Genomic DNA, 14,462 nt, shown 5'->3' on the forward strand with positions numbered 1-14,462 from the left:
AAACACCTTACAGGAGCGGCCTGCTTTTGCCTACTCGGGGTTTTGTCGTGTACTTAGGAAGATTGCTCTAAAAAATGCCCTACCACCTGCTCGAGCGTTGGGCCCTCGCCTTCGGAAGCCCCGTGCAACAAAGCCTGGGCTCTTGCCCTGTCGGCTGCAAAGGCCTGGGGGTGTTCAGCCACGAGCCGCAACACTTTTGGAGTCTCGGGGCTTTCGGTGCCCAGCGCAATGGTCCAGCTACACAGCACCTCGAGCGCCTCGGGGATCTGCTGGGCCTGCCAGGCCTGGCCCAAAGCCATCCGAAAAAAGCGCTGGGCCTCAGCAGGCTGGCCCTGGGCGCTGGCGACCTGGCCCAGCAGGTTGTATAGCCATACCTCGTCGTACTGCATGGGGTGCTGGGTAGCCAGTTGTAGCGCACCCTGGGCGCATTCCCAGGCAGGCTCGAGCTGCCCCAGCATCAGATAGCAGCGGCCCAGATACATCAGGGTCTCGCCCCAGACCATCAGCTCGCCGCTGGTCTGGCACTCCTGCAGGGCCTCCTGCAACAGCGGAAGCGCCTCCTCAAAGCGACCCAGGTCTATCAGCAGCTTTCCCAGGCTGGAGGTGTTGTGGAGGGCGCCGATGCGGTTTCCCTGTTGCTTGAAGAGAAAAATGGCCTCGCGGTAGTGGCCAATGGCTTGGCCATGCTGGCCCAGCAGCTCTTCAGAGATGGCGACCCAGCCCGAACAGACCGCAACCAGGCGGGGGCTGGCCATCTCGCGGGCCATCTTCAGGGCCAGGAGGCCGTGGGCCAGGGCGGCCTGGTTCTGGCCCTGGGTGTTGGCCACCGCCCGCAGCGTGCCCAGGCCCCAGATTTGCGGCTCCGGGTCGGGAACCAGATGGCTTTGCAGCAAATCCAGGCCCTGCTGGGTGGTTTGCGCGGCCTCTTCCTGCTGGCGCAGGCGCTGCTGGAACTTGCCTAAAAACACCAGCACACTGCCCAGCGCAGCCGGCTGCTGCGGATGGCTCGAGCCCAGCGCCTGGCGGGCTTCCTCAAACATCTCGATGCCCTCCTGGTAGCGCCCCCGTGCGTCCAGGAAGCGCATCAGGGCTTCGGCGGCATCCTTGATGGCCTGAAAACGCCCCATCTCCAGCGCCCAGCTCCAGGCCAGCCGCAGGTTGCCCAGCTCTTCTTCCAGGGCCAGGAGCGTGGGTTTGGGTTCGGGGCCGCGAATTTCTTTCAGAGCGCGGCTCAAGTAGCGCAGGTAGTACAGGCTGTGGTTGCTGCGGGTTTCCTGCTCCTCCAGGGGATGCTCGGCCAGCTTTTGTTGCATGTACTGGTAGAGCAGGGCGTGGCGGTCGTAGCGGCCTGTGGGGGTCAGGCGCAGCAGCGACTTGTCCACCAGGGCGGCCAGCACGGGCAAGGGCGTGCTGCTGACCTGCTTCACGGCCTCGGCGCGAAAGCCACCGAAGAAGACCGACAGCCGCTGCAGGGCGGTTTGTTCGGCTGGGGTCAAAAGCCGCCAGGAGTGCTCGAACACCGCCTCCATGCTGCGGTGGCGCGGCTGGGTATCGCGGCTCTGGCTGACCATCAGTTCGGGGCTGCCCACCTCCTGCACAATCTCTTCCAGTGGCAGGGTGCGCACCCAGGCCGCGGCCAGCTCGAGCGCCAGCGGAAACCCCTCCACCCGGCGGCAGACCTCGAGCACCAGCGGCAGGTTCTGGGGGTTCAGGGCAAAATCGGGCCGTACCTGCTGTGCCCGCAACACAAACAGCCGCACCGCGTCGTAGTGCTGGGCCTCGAGCAGGGGGACGGGCGCTTCGGGTAGCGCAAGCCCCCGCACCTGAATGACCCACTCGCTGTGCAGGTTGAGCCGCTCGCGCGAGGTGACCAGCAGATGCAGCCGGGGGCAGGCTTCCAGCAGCCGGAGGGCAAGGCTGGCCCCCTCGAGCAGGTGTTCGTAGTTGTCCAGCAGCAAAAGCATGGCCCGCTGGCCAATATGGTGCTCGAGCTGGGCCAGCGGGGGTTCGGGGCCTTGCAAGGGGAGTCGCAGGGCCTCGGTGATGCGCAGCGGGATTTGTTCGGGGGTCTCCAGCGAGTCGAGCGCCACAAAGTGGGCCCCCTCGGGGAAGTGGGCGGCCTGCTCGAGCAACGTTTGCAGGGCCATGCGCGACTTGCCCACCCCCCCAGGGCCGCTCAGTGTGAGCAGGCGGCGGTCGGGCTGTTGCAGGGCCTCGGCGATCTCAGCAAGCTCGAGGTCGCGCCCCACAAAGGGCATGCGGGCCATCGGGGCGTGGGGGATTGGCGGAGGGGGGGATGGGCCCACCAGGGTCTGGCTTTTTTGTCGAATGGACTCAGCCAGGCGCTCGAGGCCCAGGGTAGGCGGCAGGTTTAGCTCCTTGTGCAGCAGCTCGAAAAAGCGCTCGTAGGCGCGAAGGGCTATGCGGGTCTCTCCCAGGTGAGCGGCCATTCGCATGTAGCGCTCGAGAGCTTCCTCGTCGAGGGGGTTGGAGTCCAGCAGGGTTTGCAGCAGCTCTAGGCCCTGGCCGCTTTGCTCCAGCGCAACGCTTTGCTGAAAGACCGCCCCCCGCCAGCGCTGGGTCAGGTGCTCGCGCTCGGTCTCGAGCCAGGCAGCAAACTCTGGGGTGTCGTCGGCGCTAAAGCCCTGCAACAGCTCGCCCCCAAAGGTCTGTACGGCGGCGGCCCAGTTGGACTGGGCACAGGCGCTATTAAACGCAGCCACATCGGTATCTACCTGCCAGCGCAGGTACTCCTGCCGGGTCTCGAGCCTGGGCTGCCACGCCAGCGCCCGCACCCGCGAAAGCAGGTGGCGCAGGTTTTTGCGGGCGCTGGTGCTGTCCGAGTCCGACCAAAACAGGCAGGCCAGGTGCTCGCGGCTCACCCAGTCGCCGCTGTGGGCCAGGTAGGACAGCAGCAAATAGCGCTTGTCCTGGAGGAATAACAACACCTCAGAACCCAGCCTGGCCTGGGGCCTGCCCATCAGCCGAATCGAGTTGTGGGGCATACAGTAATACCGGCTTCACAGAGATACTCTTCCAACCCCTCATTTGATGTATATCGTGAAGCCCAATACACTCCCGTTGGTGCACGGAGCACACTCCGTCCCGAAGGGGATCGCCCCTTTGCTCGGGATGAACAGCCCTGAATGTTCACCCAGACTCGGTGCTACCCCACATTTTACCGCAAAAAGCGCCCATCCCCGATTTTTTGCGATTTTTCTAGAACAGAAGCAGTTTTCTGGCGCTAAGTACCGCACACTTCTGTTTTCCGTATACCCCAGGTTTTGCCATCGGGTAAACTAAGGAGCGATGACCGCAAAGCAGCACGACGAGCTTCTGCAGGTGCTCAAAACCCGCTTTGAACAGCACCCGCACCGCCACGCGGGGCTACGCTGGGCCGATGTCGAGGCCCGGCTGGCCGCCCAGCCCGATAAGCTGGCCTCGCTCTGGGAAATGGAACAGACCGGCGGCGAGCCGGATGTGGTAGGCCACGACCCAAAGACCGGCGCTTTTATTTTTTTCGACTGTGCCCTAGAGAGTCCCAGGGGCCGCCGCAGCCTCTGCTACGACCGCGAAGCCCTCTTGTCCAGAAAACACAACCAACCCGCGGGCTCGGCCCTGGAGATGGCCGCCGCGATGGGCATTGAGCTGCTGACCGAAGAACAGTACCGGGCCTTGCAGCAACTGGGGGCGTTCGACACCAAGACCTCGAGCTGGCTCCAGACTCCCCCCGACATCCGAAAACTCGGCGGGGCCATCTTTGGCGACCGGCGCTACGACCGCGTGTTTATATACCACAACGGGGCCGACTCGTACTACGCGGCCAGGGGCTTTCGCGGCTGCCTGAAGGTCTAGCGGCCATCCGGGTTTCCCCCGTGTGCTGCCCATGCCCAATCCAAGGCCAGGGCCGATACCGATTGAAGGGTTTGAAGCGTATCTCGGTGAAGCCGGTGCGATTCGGCAAACGTTAGGGGGTAGGCGACAGCTCCCAGTCCCATTTCAGCTCAATGCCCTGGGCCCGCAGCGTGCCTTCCAGGCTATTTTGGTGTTGCCCCAGCCGGTTGATGAGGCCGTGCAGGGTTTGGGTGGCCAGCAGGGCTTCATCCAGGCTAATCAGGCCGATCCTGAGCGCCTCGAACAATTCATGGGTATCCAGCAGGGTCAGGGTTTTGTCGAAGCCGATGCCCAGGTCGAGGTACAGGTCCCTCACCTGTAGGACATGCCCCTCCCGCTCGACCTGCACGATGTCGATGTAAAACTCGAAGGGATAGTTGTCCTGATGGGTAAAGTACTGGCAAATTTGCAGGTGATGCTGGGGCAGAATATGGGCCTTCCAGTAGCGGTAGCTGGGATGCCCTACGAAGGCGCGCTCGAGGTAGAGCCCGTGCTCATGCTCGTGGTACAGCGCCACTGGAAAGGTTCCCGCCTTGACCGTATGGGTTCTGGCAACAAGGTGGTGGGTTTCTACCTTGAGGTGCATAGTTAAGTTTACGATTAATCGGCAAAAGCGGGCTGCTTTCAGCTTGCGCTGATGGGGGAGCCTCCTCCAAGGCATCCGGGTAGATTTGCTTAGCGCCAGGGCTAGAGCCTGAAAACACCCCAACCCACACTGGGGCTCATGTCCTACTTTTGCGGCCTTTTGCGGTTATCCTGATGGGTGTGGAAGTATTGGCGCTCATCTATCGCAACCTGCGGGCTCGGCCTATCCGCAGCATTCTAACCTTGCTGGGAATCGTGGTCTCAACAGCCTCGATGGTGCTTTTTATGTCGTTTGGTGAAGGGCTGCGCAAGGCCCTGGGGGCCGAGCTATCTGCAGTTGGGCCGGCTGTTCTGGTCTTGCCCGAAGGCGTCGAGGCCTTTAGCCCTGGTTATCCCGAACTTCGCCCGGAATTGGTGGAAGACCTGAAAAAAGCTGCTCCAGACCTGGGTATTAACCAGGTTATCCCTTACGTGGTGCTGACTCGAGGTGGTTTTGACCCCCAGAGCTCCTTTGTTTTCCAGGGGATACCAGATGGGTTGAGCCCCAAGGCGCTTTACCCCAACCTCACCCTGGCCGAGGGCTCCCTGACCCCCAGCCCCCGCGGCGCGGTGGTGGGCAGTCGGCTGGCCGAACGCAGCCAGCTCAGCCTCGGCAAGGTTTTGCGCCTTTCGCCCAGGGTTTCGCTGCGGGTGGAGGGTATTCTGAAGGGGAGCGGGGGGCTTTCTGACAACATCATCTTTGTGCCAGCCAGCGTGGTGCAGGAGGCCCTGGGTACCCGCAACTATACCGCAGTGGCTGTGGGCGTAAGCGCAGGGTTTACCGCCGACCAGGTGGCCGAAGCCATCAAAGCCCGGGTTGCCGGAGTGAGCGCTCAGACCACCGGCGATGTGATGCGCTTTGCCGAGCGGGCGGTGCGGATTTCCGATCTGGTGCGCTTTGGCATTAGCCTGGTGGCGCTCATCGTGGGCGGACTGCTGGTGGCCAACACCGTGATGATGTCGGTCTATGAGCGCATCCGCGAGTTTGGCCTGATGCGGGCGCTGGGGGCCAAGCAGGGCTTCATCTTTGGCCTGGTGCTGCTGGAGGCTTTGTTGCTGGGCGTGGTGGGAGGTCTGTTGGGCCTGGTTCTGGGCCAGGCGGCTTCGGGGCTGGTTAACTGGTACACCGGGCGCGAGGTGGGCGTTGCGCTCTCGGCCGTAACCTTCCGCCTGGCCTCCTTTGCGCTGCTGGTGGCGGTCGTGCTGGGCCTGCTGGCCGGGTTTTTGCCGGCCCGTACTGCCAGCCGCCTCAAAGTGGTCGAGGCCCTGGGGAGGCTGTGATGCTGGAGGCCATCAACCTGCACAAACGCTACTACCAGGGCGAGATTGATGTGGTGGCGGTGGATCACTTCACCTACCGCTTTCCTGCGGGTCTGACCGCCATTGTGGGGCCATCGGGCTCGGGCAAGACCACCCTTTTGAACCTGCTGGCGGGCTTCGATGTGCCCAGCGAGGGAGAGGTGCGCCTCGGCACCACCCCGCTTTCCACCCTGTCCGAGGATGGCCGTTCGGAGGTGCGCCTTAAGCACATGGGCTTTGTGTTTCAGCAGTGGAACCTGATTCCTACCCTGACTGCCCTCGAGAACGTGGCCTTTCCCATGATGCTGGCGGGGCTGGGCCTCAAGGAGCGCAACGCCAGGGCCGCCGCGCTTTTAGAAGCGGTGGGGCTGGGCCAGCGGGGCAAACACCTGCCCAGCAAGCTTTCGGGCGGGGAGCAGCAGCGCGTGGCCATTGCCCGGGCGCTGGCCCTGAACCCCCCCATCTTGTTCGCCGACGAGCCTACCGGCAACCTCGACTCGGCCTCGGGAGCCCGGGTGGTGGAGCTTTTGCTGCATCAGGCCCGGGAGGGCCGCACGGTGATTCTGGTCACGCATGACCTCGAGCTCGCCCGCAAGGCCGAGCGCATTCTGCACCTCAGGGATGGCAGGCTGGTCAGGGTGGAGGATTTGGCCCCGGCCTCTGCGGCTGTAACCAGCCCTTAGCGAAAACCGCCACCGAGAGCTACTGACCCGGCGCCCGGTAGTGCGGGGTCAGCCGGGCGGCGGTGTCTACCTCCTCTGGCGTCAACAGCACCACGGTCTCGCAGGTGACGCGCCCGCTGGCCCCCAGCGTGAGCGCCAGTGCAGCCGCAGCCTGAGCGTTCGGCAGCTCGCCGATGGCATATGCGTCGGTTTCGCCAAAAGCGAAGTACATCGTTTCCAGGCTCCCACCCAGCGACTTGACCAGGGCTTCGGCAGCGGCCTTGCGGCGTGTACCACCCTCATCGAGCAGGCCTTGAATACCTTCACCTACGTAGTTCACCTTGAGCAGATACTTGGGCATAACCGTCTCCTTTACTTTGGATAGGGGGTTTGGGGTCGAGGGCCGTCTACGTTGCACCTCCTTCGGAGCCGGGGTTGGGGAAGATGCTCTGGTCGGTGGTGGCGTTCCAGCTGCCCACCTCCACCAGCTGCACCCCCAGGTGCCTGGCCAGTCCCCTGGCCCCTGCCGACATGCACAGGGCAAAGTGTTTTTCACCCTGGTAGCCCCACGCGCTCAGGTGGACGAAGGTATGGCCCTCCTCCTGCTCCAGGGTGCAGCGGTAAAGCACTTGCGAGGTGTGGGCCTCGAGCAGCTCCATGGGCCGAACCTCGCAGACCCGCAGCTCCTGTGCGTTGAGCTGGTAAATGGCTTCTACGCCATCCGCCCGGCCCGGCTGTACCTTTTGGACGCTTTGGATACTGGGCCACCAGCGGGGCCAGCTCAGAAGGTCGGACAAAGCCCCCCACACCGGCCCCAGCGCGGCCCGCAGCACCCAGGTGCTCTCCAGGGAATGCTCGAGGGGGTTCATGGGCAACCTGTCGCTTGTCCCTACGACGGCCCCGAGAGCCGCCAGAAGCCTTCCACGCCCGGCCCAGGAATGTCCGGGCCCACCGGGCCCAGGTTCCAGAAATGGTCGTTGTAGTTGTTGACCCCTCGAGCATCCCAGACCCCCATCACCGCGTAGATTTCTGCCGGGGTCTGCACGCTGCTGGCGGCGTTGGCCCAGGCCTGGCGCAGGGGCAGCTTTTGCTCGAAGAGGCCCTGGCCCAGCAGCCGGCCCTCGAGGCTGTTGTCGTAGGTGGTGTTGGCGTAGCCCAGCAGCAGGTGCAGCCCGTTGAAGGCGCCGCCCCACTGCCGCCACCAGGGGATGCCAAACTCGGACTCCTGCAGCGGCCCACAGGCCGCAATCAGCAGCCACTCGAGGTCGCGCTCGCCCCAGCTGGCCTGCTCGGAGTAGAAGAAACGTTTTTTGCGCTCGGTAACGAAACTGAAGCCCAGCCCGTTGGCGTGTCCAGTGTAGAAGCCCAGGTCCACACTGTCGATGCCGAAGCTGTCGGTCTCCCGGGCGAAATCGCTCTGGTAAGCCAGTTGCTCGCCAAAGTTGAAGGCCACCTGTACCCCGGCCTCGCTGGCCTGGCTTAGAAAACCCCCCACGTTGCGGGCCGAGTACGGCAGGTTTTGCGAAGCGCCCACCCAGGCTGCGCCTACTGTGTGCGGGGCCTGGGCCTGGGGGGCGGCTTTAGCCATCGGCGCAGGGGCATTGACCATGACGACCTGGCTGGCCCAGGTGCTGATGCCCTCGGCATCGGTGACCACCACGCTAAGGGTCTCGCGGGACACCGCCTCGCGGCTCGAGACGTTGTAGCGGATGCTCTGCTCCTGCGCGTTGAGGGGGAGGGCGGTGGTGGCAGAAGCCCAGGAGTAGCTGTAGGGCGCCTTTCCGCCGCGTACCGTGGCCCGGCCTTCTACAGCGAGGCTGCCGTCGCTGGTAACGCTCAACCCGACCTCGGGTGCGTTGGCCAGGGCCGGAATCAACAGGCGGCGAATTTCCACAGTGGTGCCGTCCAGCGAAAACCTGCCGGTAAACAGATAGTGCGGGGCAATCTGGGTGACCGGCAGGCCCATGGGGGGTGCGTAATAGACTAGCTCGGACTGCAAGCACAGGCTGCCTGCCTGGGCTTGCACGCGGGCACACTGGCCCTGGAGCGTGACCTGGGCTTGGTCTACCCCGAAGTACTGGGCAGCGGCCCGCCGCTGGGCTTGTGGCCCAGAGAGGATGGCAGCCCTCGAGCCTTCTGCCAGCACCCGGTAGGCGTACTGGAGCTGGGTGACTTTGCCCTGCCCGTCGAACACCACCTTGATGCTGGCCCCCGGCCCGCGCAGGGGATAGTTGTTGGGGGTTACGGTGTCGAAGTCCACCTGGGTGTCGAGCACCACGTCGGCCACCGCCTCGCCCCTGACCGAGACGGCCTGGAAGCGCGAATGCCCTACGCTGATGGTGGCCCTTCTGGGGTTGAGGCCGGCTTTTTGCAGGGCCGAGACTGCCCGCAGCCGGGCCTCGTCCGCGGCCAGGGGCTGGATGGCCCGGATGGCCTCGAAATCAAAGCGTTCCTCGCTGGGGATGTGGCCCTCCTCGTCGGCTGGGCCTGGGCCTACCGGAACCATCGGCAGGTGCTGAAAGAGGTTCTTGTCCAGGTAGCGAATGCTGCCATCGCTGGCGATGATGCTGGTCTCGATGCCCAGCGCCAGCGCCAGTTCGCGTGCCCGGGTAGGGTTGACGGGGTTCTCTACCACGTAGAAAACCGGTAAAAAACCGATAAATTCGAAAGCCAGGCGGGTGTTGCTGCAGGCCACCAGTAGGCCCAGCAGTGCCAGGCCCGCCAAGCGGGTGAGGCGTGTGCGCATGAGGTCTCCTAAAAAGCCAGCGTGGCCTCGGTGGTACCAAAGGTGAAGGTCAGGATGCTACCGGGGGGCAGTTCGGGGACGCTGGTGGCCTGGATGCTCAGGTAAATTTCGGCCTGGTTGGGGCCGCCGCTGGTAATCAGCTCTTGCAGCTGGCGCACTGCCGCGGCCTCGAGCACATTGCCCACAAACACCTCGGGGCTAAGGATGCGGTAGGCGGTGGGGTCGGTGGGCTGCTGCTCGAGCTCGACCACCTTGTTGAGGCTAAAGGTGGGCAGGGTGAAGGCGTGCTGGGCGTCCTTCAGGTGCACCTGGATGTCCACTTTGGTCAGGATGATGGTGCAGGGCAACGAACTGCTGGGCGCGCTGAGCCTGACCTCGGACACAAAGCCGACCCGGAAAAGGGTTTGTTTGAGGCTTACCGGAATGGGGCTCGAGGAGGTATCCACATCGGCAAAACTGGTCTTGATGGTTCCTAACCCGGTGGCGGCGCGGGATACTGCGCTGGCGCCCACCTCTACCTGTACTTGCTGGCCGCTGAGCCCCAGGGGGTTGGGCACGTTCTGGGGCGGAATCAGGGAGCTACAGCTCGCCATGAGATAAGCAGCGCCAACGATTGCAAACCTGGTCATTCTCTTCATAGCACCTTCTTCCGATCTGGCTGCGAAAAAACAACGCGAAAATACGGCGCAGCGCTGCGACAGTGGATGCTGGGGAATAAGCGTCTTCAATGCAGGCCTTGGGGGTATTGCGCCAGGGTCTGAACCTTTGCAGGGCGGGACTCTATGGAGGAGGGGCTGGGTTGCCGCCGGGAACCCGGTACCCTCGAGCCCCTTTTTACTAGGCTCGAGGGGTTGCTGTGCCGATATGCTCAAAGCAGTCTAACACCAGCTCTAGTTGCGCTTACCGAACACCAGCGTCCAGTAGTGCGTCCACTGGCTGTTGGCGTTGAAGCCATAGCCGAGGCCAATCTCGTTGGAGTTGGCGCTCATCATGGCCTGGCAGTGCCCGCCGGTGCTGTTGCGCCAGCTATCGAAGGCGCCCTGTACGCTGGCGTTGCCGGCGGCGATGTTCTCGCCTTGGGGGGCCCCGGTGTAGCCGGTGGCGAGGATGCGGGTTACGAAGGTGCTGCCGTTGAGGCCGGTGTGGCTGAAGTAGTTGTTGGCGGCCATGTCCTCGCTGTGTAAGCGGGCGGCGGTGTTAAGTTGCCCCTGGAAAGCCACGGGCGGGACAGCCGGCATGTTCTCGGCCACGGCGCCGTTCATGCAGACTCGAGGCTGCGAACGGAACTCATTAATCAGGGCCAGGAAGGGGGCCAGGTCGGGTGGTGGCGGGGGGGCTGGGGGGGTAATGGTGATGACCGCACTGGCGGTAAGGGTGCCCAGGGTAGCGGTTACGGTGGCGGTACCTCCGTTGCCGCTGGCGGGCGGAATATAGGTGAAGCTCGAGCCCGCCCAGCTAAAGGTGCCGGGGCCGGTCATGCTCCAGGAAACCTGGTTGCTCGAGGCCGTAATGATCACGCTGGCCCCGCCCACCTGGGTGGTGGCAGTGGTGGGGGATACGGTTAGGGCCGGTGCGGCAGCATTGATGGTGATGGTGACGCACTTGCTGAGGCTGACACTAACCGCCGCGCACAGGAGGGCCGTACCTGCACCTCCGGTGGTGGGGGGGGTGTAGGTGGTGGTGGTGCCAGTGGTGTTCGAGATGCTTCCGGGCGAGCTGGCGCTCAGCGCCCAGCCAACGGTCTGGTTGGTATTGGTGGTGGCGGTAAAGGTGATGGGAGCGCCACCCACACTCACCGTAGCCTGGGCGGGCGTGATGTCCAGGGTGGGGGCAGGTGCGGCGGCATTGATGGTGATGGCGGCGGTAGCGGTAAGGTCGCCTGCCCTTGCAGACAGAATAGCTGTGCTGGCGCCTCCGCTGCTGGGCGGAGTATAGCTGGTGTTGGCGCCCGTGGTGGTAGAGAGGCTGCCCGGCCCGACCAGTATCCAGCTAATGCTGGCGGTGGAGTTGGTCAGGGTGGCGCCAAAAGCGATGGCACCTCCACCTGCCGTGACGGTAGCGGCAGTGGGGTTGACGCTAAGGGTAGGGGTGGGGGTAGGAGGGGGGTTGGCGGCCCTGGGGGCGGTTAGGATATGGGTCCAAAAGGCCATACCGGTGGTGTTGCCGCTCTCGTACTCGCCCCACAGGCCTGCACCCATTACGGTGAAAGCGGGGTTCATCATGTTGGCGCAGGCGACCGGATCGGCAGCCCAGACGCTGAAGGCATCGTTGGGGTTGGCGGGCAGGCGGGTCCGGCTGCGGTGCTCGGCCACCGGGCCGGGGTCGAAGCCTCGAGCCCGCAGACGGTCTGCGGTGCTGGCCCCCTGGTGGCTGTCGCTGTTGGCCCGGCCCATATCGATGCTGTGAAACCAGGCCGCATCGCCCACCGCCTCGACCCAGGTCAGGGCGGGGGCGGCGGGGAATTGCTGGGCCCCGCAGGCTCGAGCCTGGCTGCGAAAGGCGTTGACCAGCCCCAGTACCTGGGCTTCTTCGGGATAGGGTACAAAGCGTGTGTTGTTTGGGTTGGGCGTACCCCCACACGCCGCAATTAGCAAAACCAGGATGGCCCATAAACTGTAGCGTTTGAATTGTTTCATAATGCTTCCTTGGCATGGTGCGTAATTCAATAACCCTGCTGCTTGTGCTATCTCAGTGCGATGCAGGTGCGGTATGGATAGCTCCGAACAGATGCCAGCACAGGTACAATCACCTTGTTTATCCCTCCTCTTGTTTGATAGGAAGAGTATGCTGTGCCCCCCGTCGCATCAGCGTCGTGTGTGAAAAAATACACATAAGGCCCCCGAGAGGCATATAACGGCGGCGCGTTTGCAGAGCGCCGATGAGAAAAAACGCCGTCACCTGCGGGGCTTTTCTACAATGCTGGAAAGCAGCAGGGCCCCAATTCCAAAAACGGCTGCCTGGGCAATCCAGCCCAGGGCGTAGTTGTTGCTGAAATCAACCAGCAGACCAAACAAGGGAGGCGCGGAGGCGATGCCGATGGAGGTAAATACCAGCCCAAACCCCACCACCCGGCCTTCCCAGCCGGGCGGCGATAGTTCGGTAAGAAGCGAAAAATGCAGGCCTTGCCAGCCCAGGGCGGTGGCTCCGTACAGCACCACAATCAGGGCCTTGAACAGCAGGGGTGTGCCGGGGGGGAGCCAGGCCAGCACCAGTGCGCTCAGCCCAGCCAGCCCCACCATCGTTACCAGCAAGGGCTTGCGCCGACCCCCCATTTTGTCGGAAAGCCACGACCAGAGCACCCGGCTGAAAGCACCGGCAAACTGGGCTGCGGTGAGCAGGGCGGCGCCGGTGAGTTCGGGAATCCCATAGCGCTCTTTGAGAAACAAAATCAGGTAGGTAATCATCACAAACTGCCCGGTGGGCAGGGTCATGCCGGCGGTAGCTGCCAGCAGGATATTGCGTTCGCGCAGCACCTGGGTTAGCCCGGGAAGGGCCCCTTTGAGCGGGGCTTTGCGGGGCAGGCTTTCGTGGTAGAGCCGGGCTGCGACCAGGGCCGCCGCAATGGCAATGAGGGCTGCCACTACCGAGGCCCAGCGCCAGCTGGTGAAGTAGGCCACAGCAGGCAGAATGGCCGCGGCCAGCGCGCCCCCCAGGGGCACGGCCATCTGACGCAACCCGATGACCAGGCCGCGCCGCTCCGGCGGAAACGACTGGGCCACCGCTTGAGCCCCGGCTGGGGTGGCCGAAGCCACCACCAGCCCCACCAAAAACAAAAGTGGAACCAGCACCCACTGGGATTGTGCCAGCACCGCAATGGCAACGGCCACTCCGGCGCCTGCCAGGGTTCCGGCAATCATTACCGTGCGGCTGCCCAGCTTATCGGTGAGCCAGCCCGAAGGCAGTGAACCCAGCATGGTGCCCATGTAGATAAAGGTATTGAGCAAGCCCACGGCAGCCAGGGAAAGCCCCAGGTCGGCGCGGATGTAAGGGGCCAGGGTTGGGTAGGCCTGCCCAATGAGGGACACCGCGGTTCCGGCGGTCATGGCAGCAATGAGGACGGCCCGGGGCGACATGCGAGGTTCAGGCTACCTTATTTGCCCCACAAGCGTAAAACCAGACTGCACATATACCCTGTCTTTGCCTGTGCATTTGGGAGGCCAACGGTGTGTTGTGGTTTGCGAGAAGGCCGGGAAGCCATTGCAACCGTTGCCATTAGAGCACCCTTTATCAATTGAACTGCTCACAACTTGATTGCTGTGTGCTGCACAGCCCAGTTGCCTCCCGGATGGGAGGCCACGTCTGTGAAGAGTGCGATAAGTGGGCCGGGCCGCTACACTAAAAGGGAATGCGCGACCTCGACTCCCAGGAAACCTACCTGGCCGACCGGTTTGGTCTGGCCTTTGAACTGCGCGATCTGGTGGGCAGTGGGCCGGTTCCCCAAGCCAGGTATGCCCCCCCTTATGGGGTGGTGGGTTTTGGCGAGGCCTGGTGGGCGGCGCAGCTGGCCCGCGATTTTGCCCAGGAGCTTACTGCCACCGGGACGCAGTTTGTGTTGGAAGGGGGTTACGACTTCGGCGGTGCGGCCGGGGCCGGGCTTTACGCTTCTGTGAGTGGTGCGGAAATCGTTCGTCTGGGTTTTCGTGAGAACGTCGAGGTAGAGGTGCTGGCGCATCCTCTTGCTACCTACCGCTACCTGCGTTTTTTGCTGCTGGCCACGGGCCAGCAAGCCGAGCTGAGCCGCATAGACCAGGCCTTGCTGCTCGAGCGTGATCGCCTGCGCCCCGAGGTAAGCCTGAGCAAAAACCCCGCCAAGTTTCTGGCCTACTCGCTTTTGGAGCGCACCCCCATGTGGGTGGTTCCAGACCGCTATCCTGGGCTGGCTGCGGCCTTACAGCAAACCTTTAGCCGCATAGCCAAGAGCCTCTCCTTTACCCCCCCACCTTCGGCCCTGGAGTTCTTCGTGACCGGCCTCGAGGCCCGTCACGAGCAGGGCGATCCCCTTGCTGCGGTGTTGATCGGCGACGATGAGCGCAAGCACTACGCCCAGGAAATTCTGGAAAATCGCGTCGACACCATTATCGAGCTGCCCGAGCCCGAGGCCGAAGGCACCCTGGCTAAAGCCCTGTGCTACTGGTACCGCGTGGCCTGGGCCAGCTACTACCTGGCCTTGTTGTACGGGGTGGAGCCGGGCGACTGGGAGGTGCTGGACAACCTGAGGCAGGCCACGTAGGGCCATT

12 protein-coding genes are annotated in these 14,462 nt (G+C 63.6%); 4 read left to right on the top strand and 8 right to left on the bottom strand.

The window, feature by feature from the left end; translation table 11 throughout:
• Positions 1-53: 53 nt before the first annotated feature.
• On the bottom strand, positions 54-3,005 hold the full coding sequence (locus ABWU19_RS08155; RefSeq protein ID WP_435901212.1) for an ATP-binding protein: 2,952 nt from the start codon (positions 3,003-3,005) through the stop codon (positions 54-56).
• 304 nt (positions 3,006-3,309) lie between these two features.
• On the opposite strand from ABWU19_RS08155, the gene ABWU19_RS08160 reads away from it, so the two are divergent.
• The gene (locus ABWU19_RS08160; RefSeq protein ID WP_435901213.1) at positions 3,310-3,855 is read left to right on the top strand and encodes a DUF4256 domain-containing protein; all 546 of its coding nucleotides are present in this window, start codon (positions 3,310-3,312) and stop codon (positions 3,853-3,855) included.
• A gap of 112 nt (positions 3,856-3,967) precedes the next feature.
• Here the strand turns inward: ABWU19_RS08160 and ABWU19_RS08165 are convergent, their stop codons facing one another.
• The gene (locus ABWU19_RS08165) at positions 3,968-4,480 is read right to left on the bottom strand and encodes a DUF402 domain-containing protein (RefSeq protein WP_435901214.1); all 513 of its coding nucleotides are present in this window, start codon (positions 4,478-4,480) and stop codon (positions 3,968-3,970) included.
• Between the two features lie 179 nt (positions 4,481-4,659).
• Here ABWU19_RS08165 and ABWU19_RS08170 point away from each other — a divergent pair, with 179 nt between their 5' ends.
• Together ABWU19_RS08170 and ABWU19_RS08175 are read left to right on the top strand one after the other, a co-directional pair.
• A complete protein-coding gene (locus tag ABWU19_RS08170; RefSeq protein WP_435901215.1) occupies positions 4,660-5,799 on the top strand; it encodes an ABC transporter permease in 1,140 nt (379 codons plus the stop codon).
• Positions 5,799-6,500 carry an ABC transporter ATP-binding protein gene (locus ABWU19_RS08175; protein ID WP_435901216.1) on the top strand — a complete coding sequence of 234 codons (702 nt, stop codon included), beginning with the start codon at positions 5,799-5,801 and terminating at the stop codon, positions 6,498-6,500. The genes ABWU19_RS08170 and ABWU19_RS08175 overlap by 1 nt, the downstream gene beginning before the upstream one ends.
• 19 nt (positions 6,501-6,519) lie before the next feature.
• Here the strand turns inward: ABWU19_RS08175 and ABWU19_RS08180 are convergent, their stop codons facing one another.
• The 6 genes from ABWU19_RS08180 to ABWU19_RS08205 all read right to left on the bottom strand — a co-directional run bounded on the left by ABWU19_RS08180 (position 6,520) and on the right by ABWU19_RS08205 (position 13,298).
• Positions 6,520-6,840, bottom strand: a complete 321-nt coding sequence (locus ABWU19_RS08180) for a GYD domain-containing protein (protein WP_435901217.1) — start codon at positions 6,838-6,840, stop codon at positions 6,520-6,522.
• Between the two features lie 46 nt (positions 6,841-6,886).
• A complete protein-coding gene (locus ABWU19_RS08185; RefSeq protein ID WP_435901218.1) occupies positions 6,887-7,348 on the bottom strand; it encodes an SRPBCC family protein in 462 nt (153 codons plus the stop codon).
• A gap of 20 nt (positions 7,349-7,368) precedes the next feature.
• On the bottom strand, positions 7,369-9,225 hold the full coding sequence (locus ABWU19_RS08190; protein WP_435901219.1) for a DUF6345 domain-containing protein: 1,857 nt from the start codon (positions 9,223-9,225) through the stop codon (positions 7,369-7,371).
• A gap of 8 nt (positions 9,226-9,233) precedes the next feature.
• Positions 9,234-9,854: a hypothetical protein gene (locus ABWU19_RS08195; RefSeq protein WP_435901220.1), complete on the bottom strand. Its 621-nt coding sequence runs from the start codon at positions 9,852-9,854 to the stop codon at positions 9,234-9,236.
• Between the two features lie 261 nt (positions 9,855-10,115).
• Complete coding sequence (locus ABWU19_RS08200) at positions 10,116-11,861, bottom strand: CAP domain-containing protein (protein ID WP_435901221.1); 1,746 nt, start codon at positions 11,859-11,861, stop codon at positions 10,116-10,118.
• Between the two features lie 258 nt (positions 11,862-12,119).
• Positions 12,120-13,298, bottom strand: coding sequence for an MFS transporter (locus ABWU19_RS08205; protein WP_435901222.1), 1,179 nt, complete (start codon positions 13,296-13,298; stop codon positions 12,120-12,122).
• A 272-nt stretch (positions 13,299-13,570) separates the two neighbouring features.
• On the opposite strand from ABWU19_RS08205, the gene ABWU19_RS08210 reads away from it, so the two are divergent.
• Complete coding sequence (locus ABWU19_RS08210) at positions 13,571-14,455, top strand: SIS domain-containing protein (protein WP_435901223.1); 885 nt, start codon at positions 13,571-13,573, stop codon at positions 14,453-14,455.
• The last annotated feature ends 7 nt before the right edge of the window (positions 14,456-14,462 follow it).

Origin of the sequence: Meiothermus cerbereus (genome assembly GCF_051297115.1) — a bacterium.
Taxonomy (GTDB): domain Bacteria; phylum Deinococcota; class Deinococci; order Deinococcales; family Thermaceae; genus Meiothermus; species Meiothermus cerbereus_A.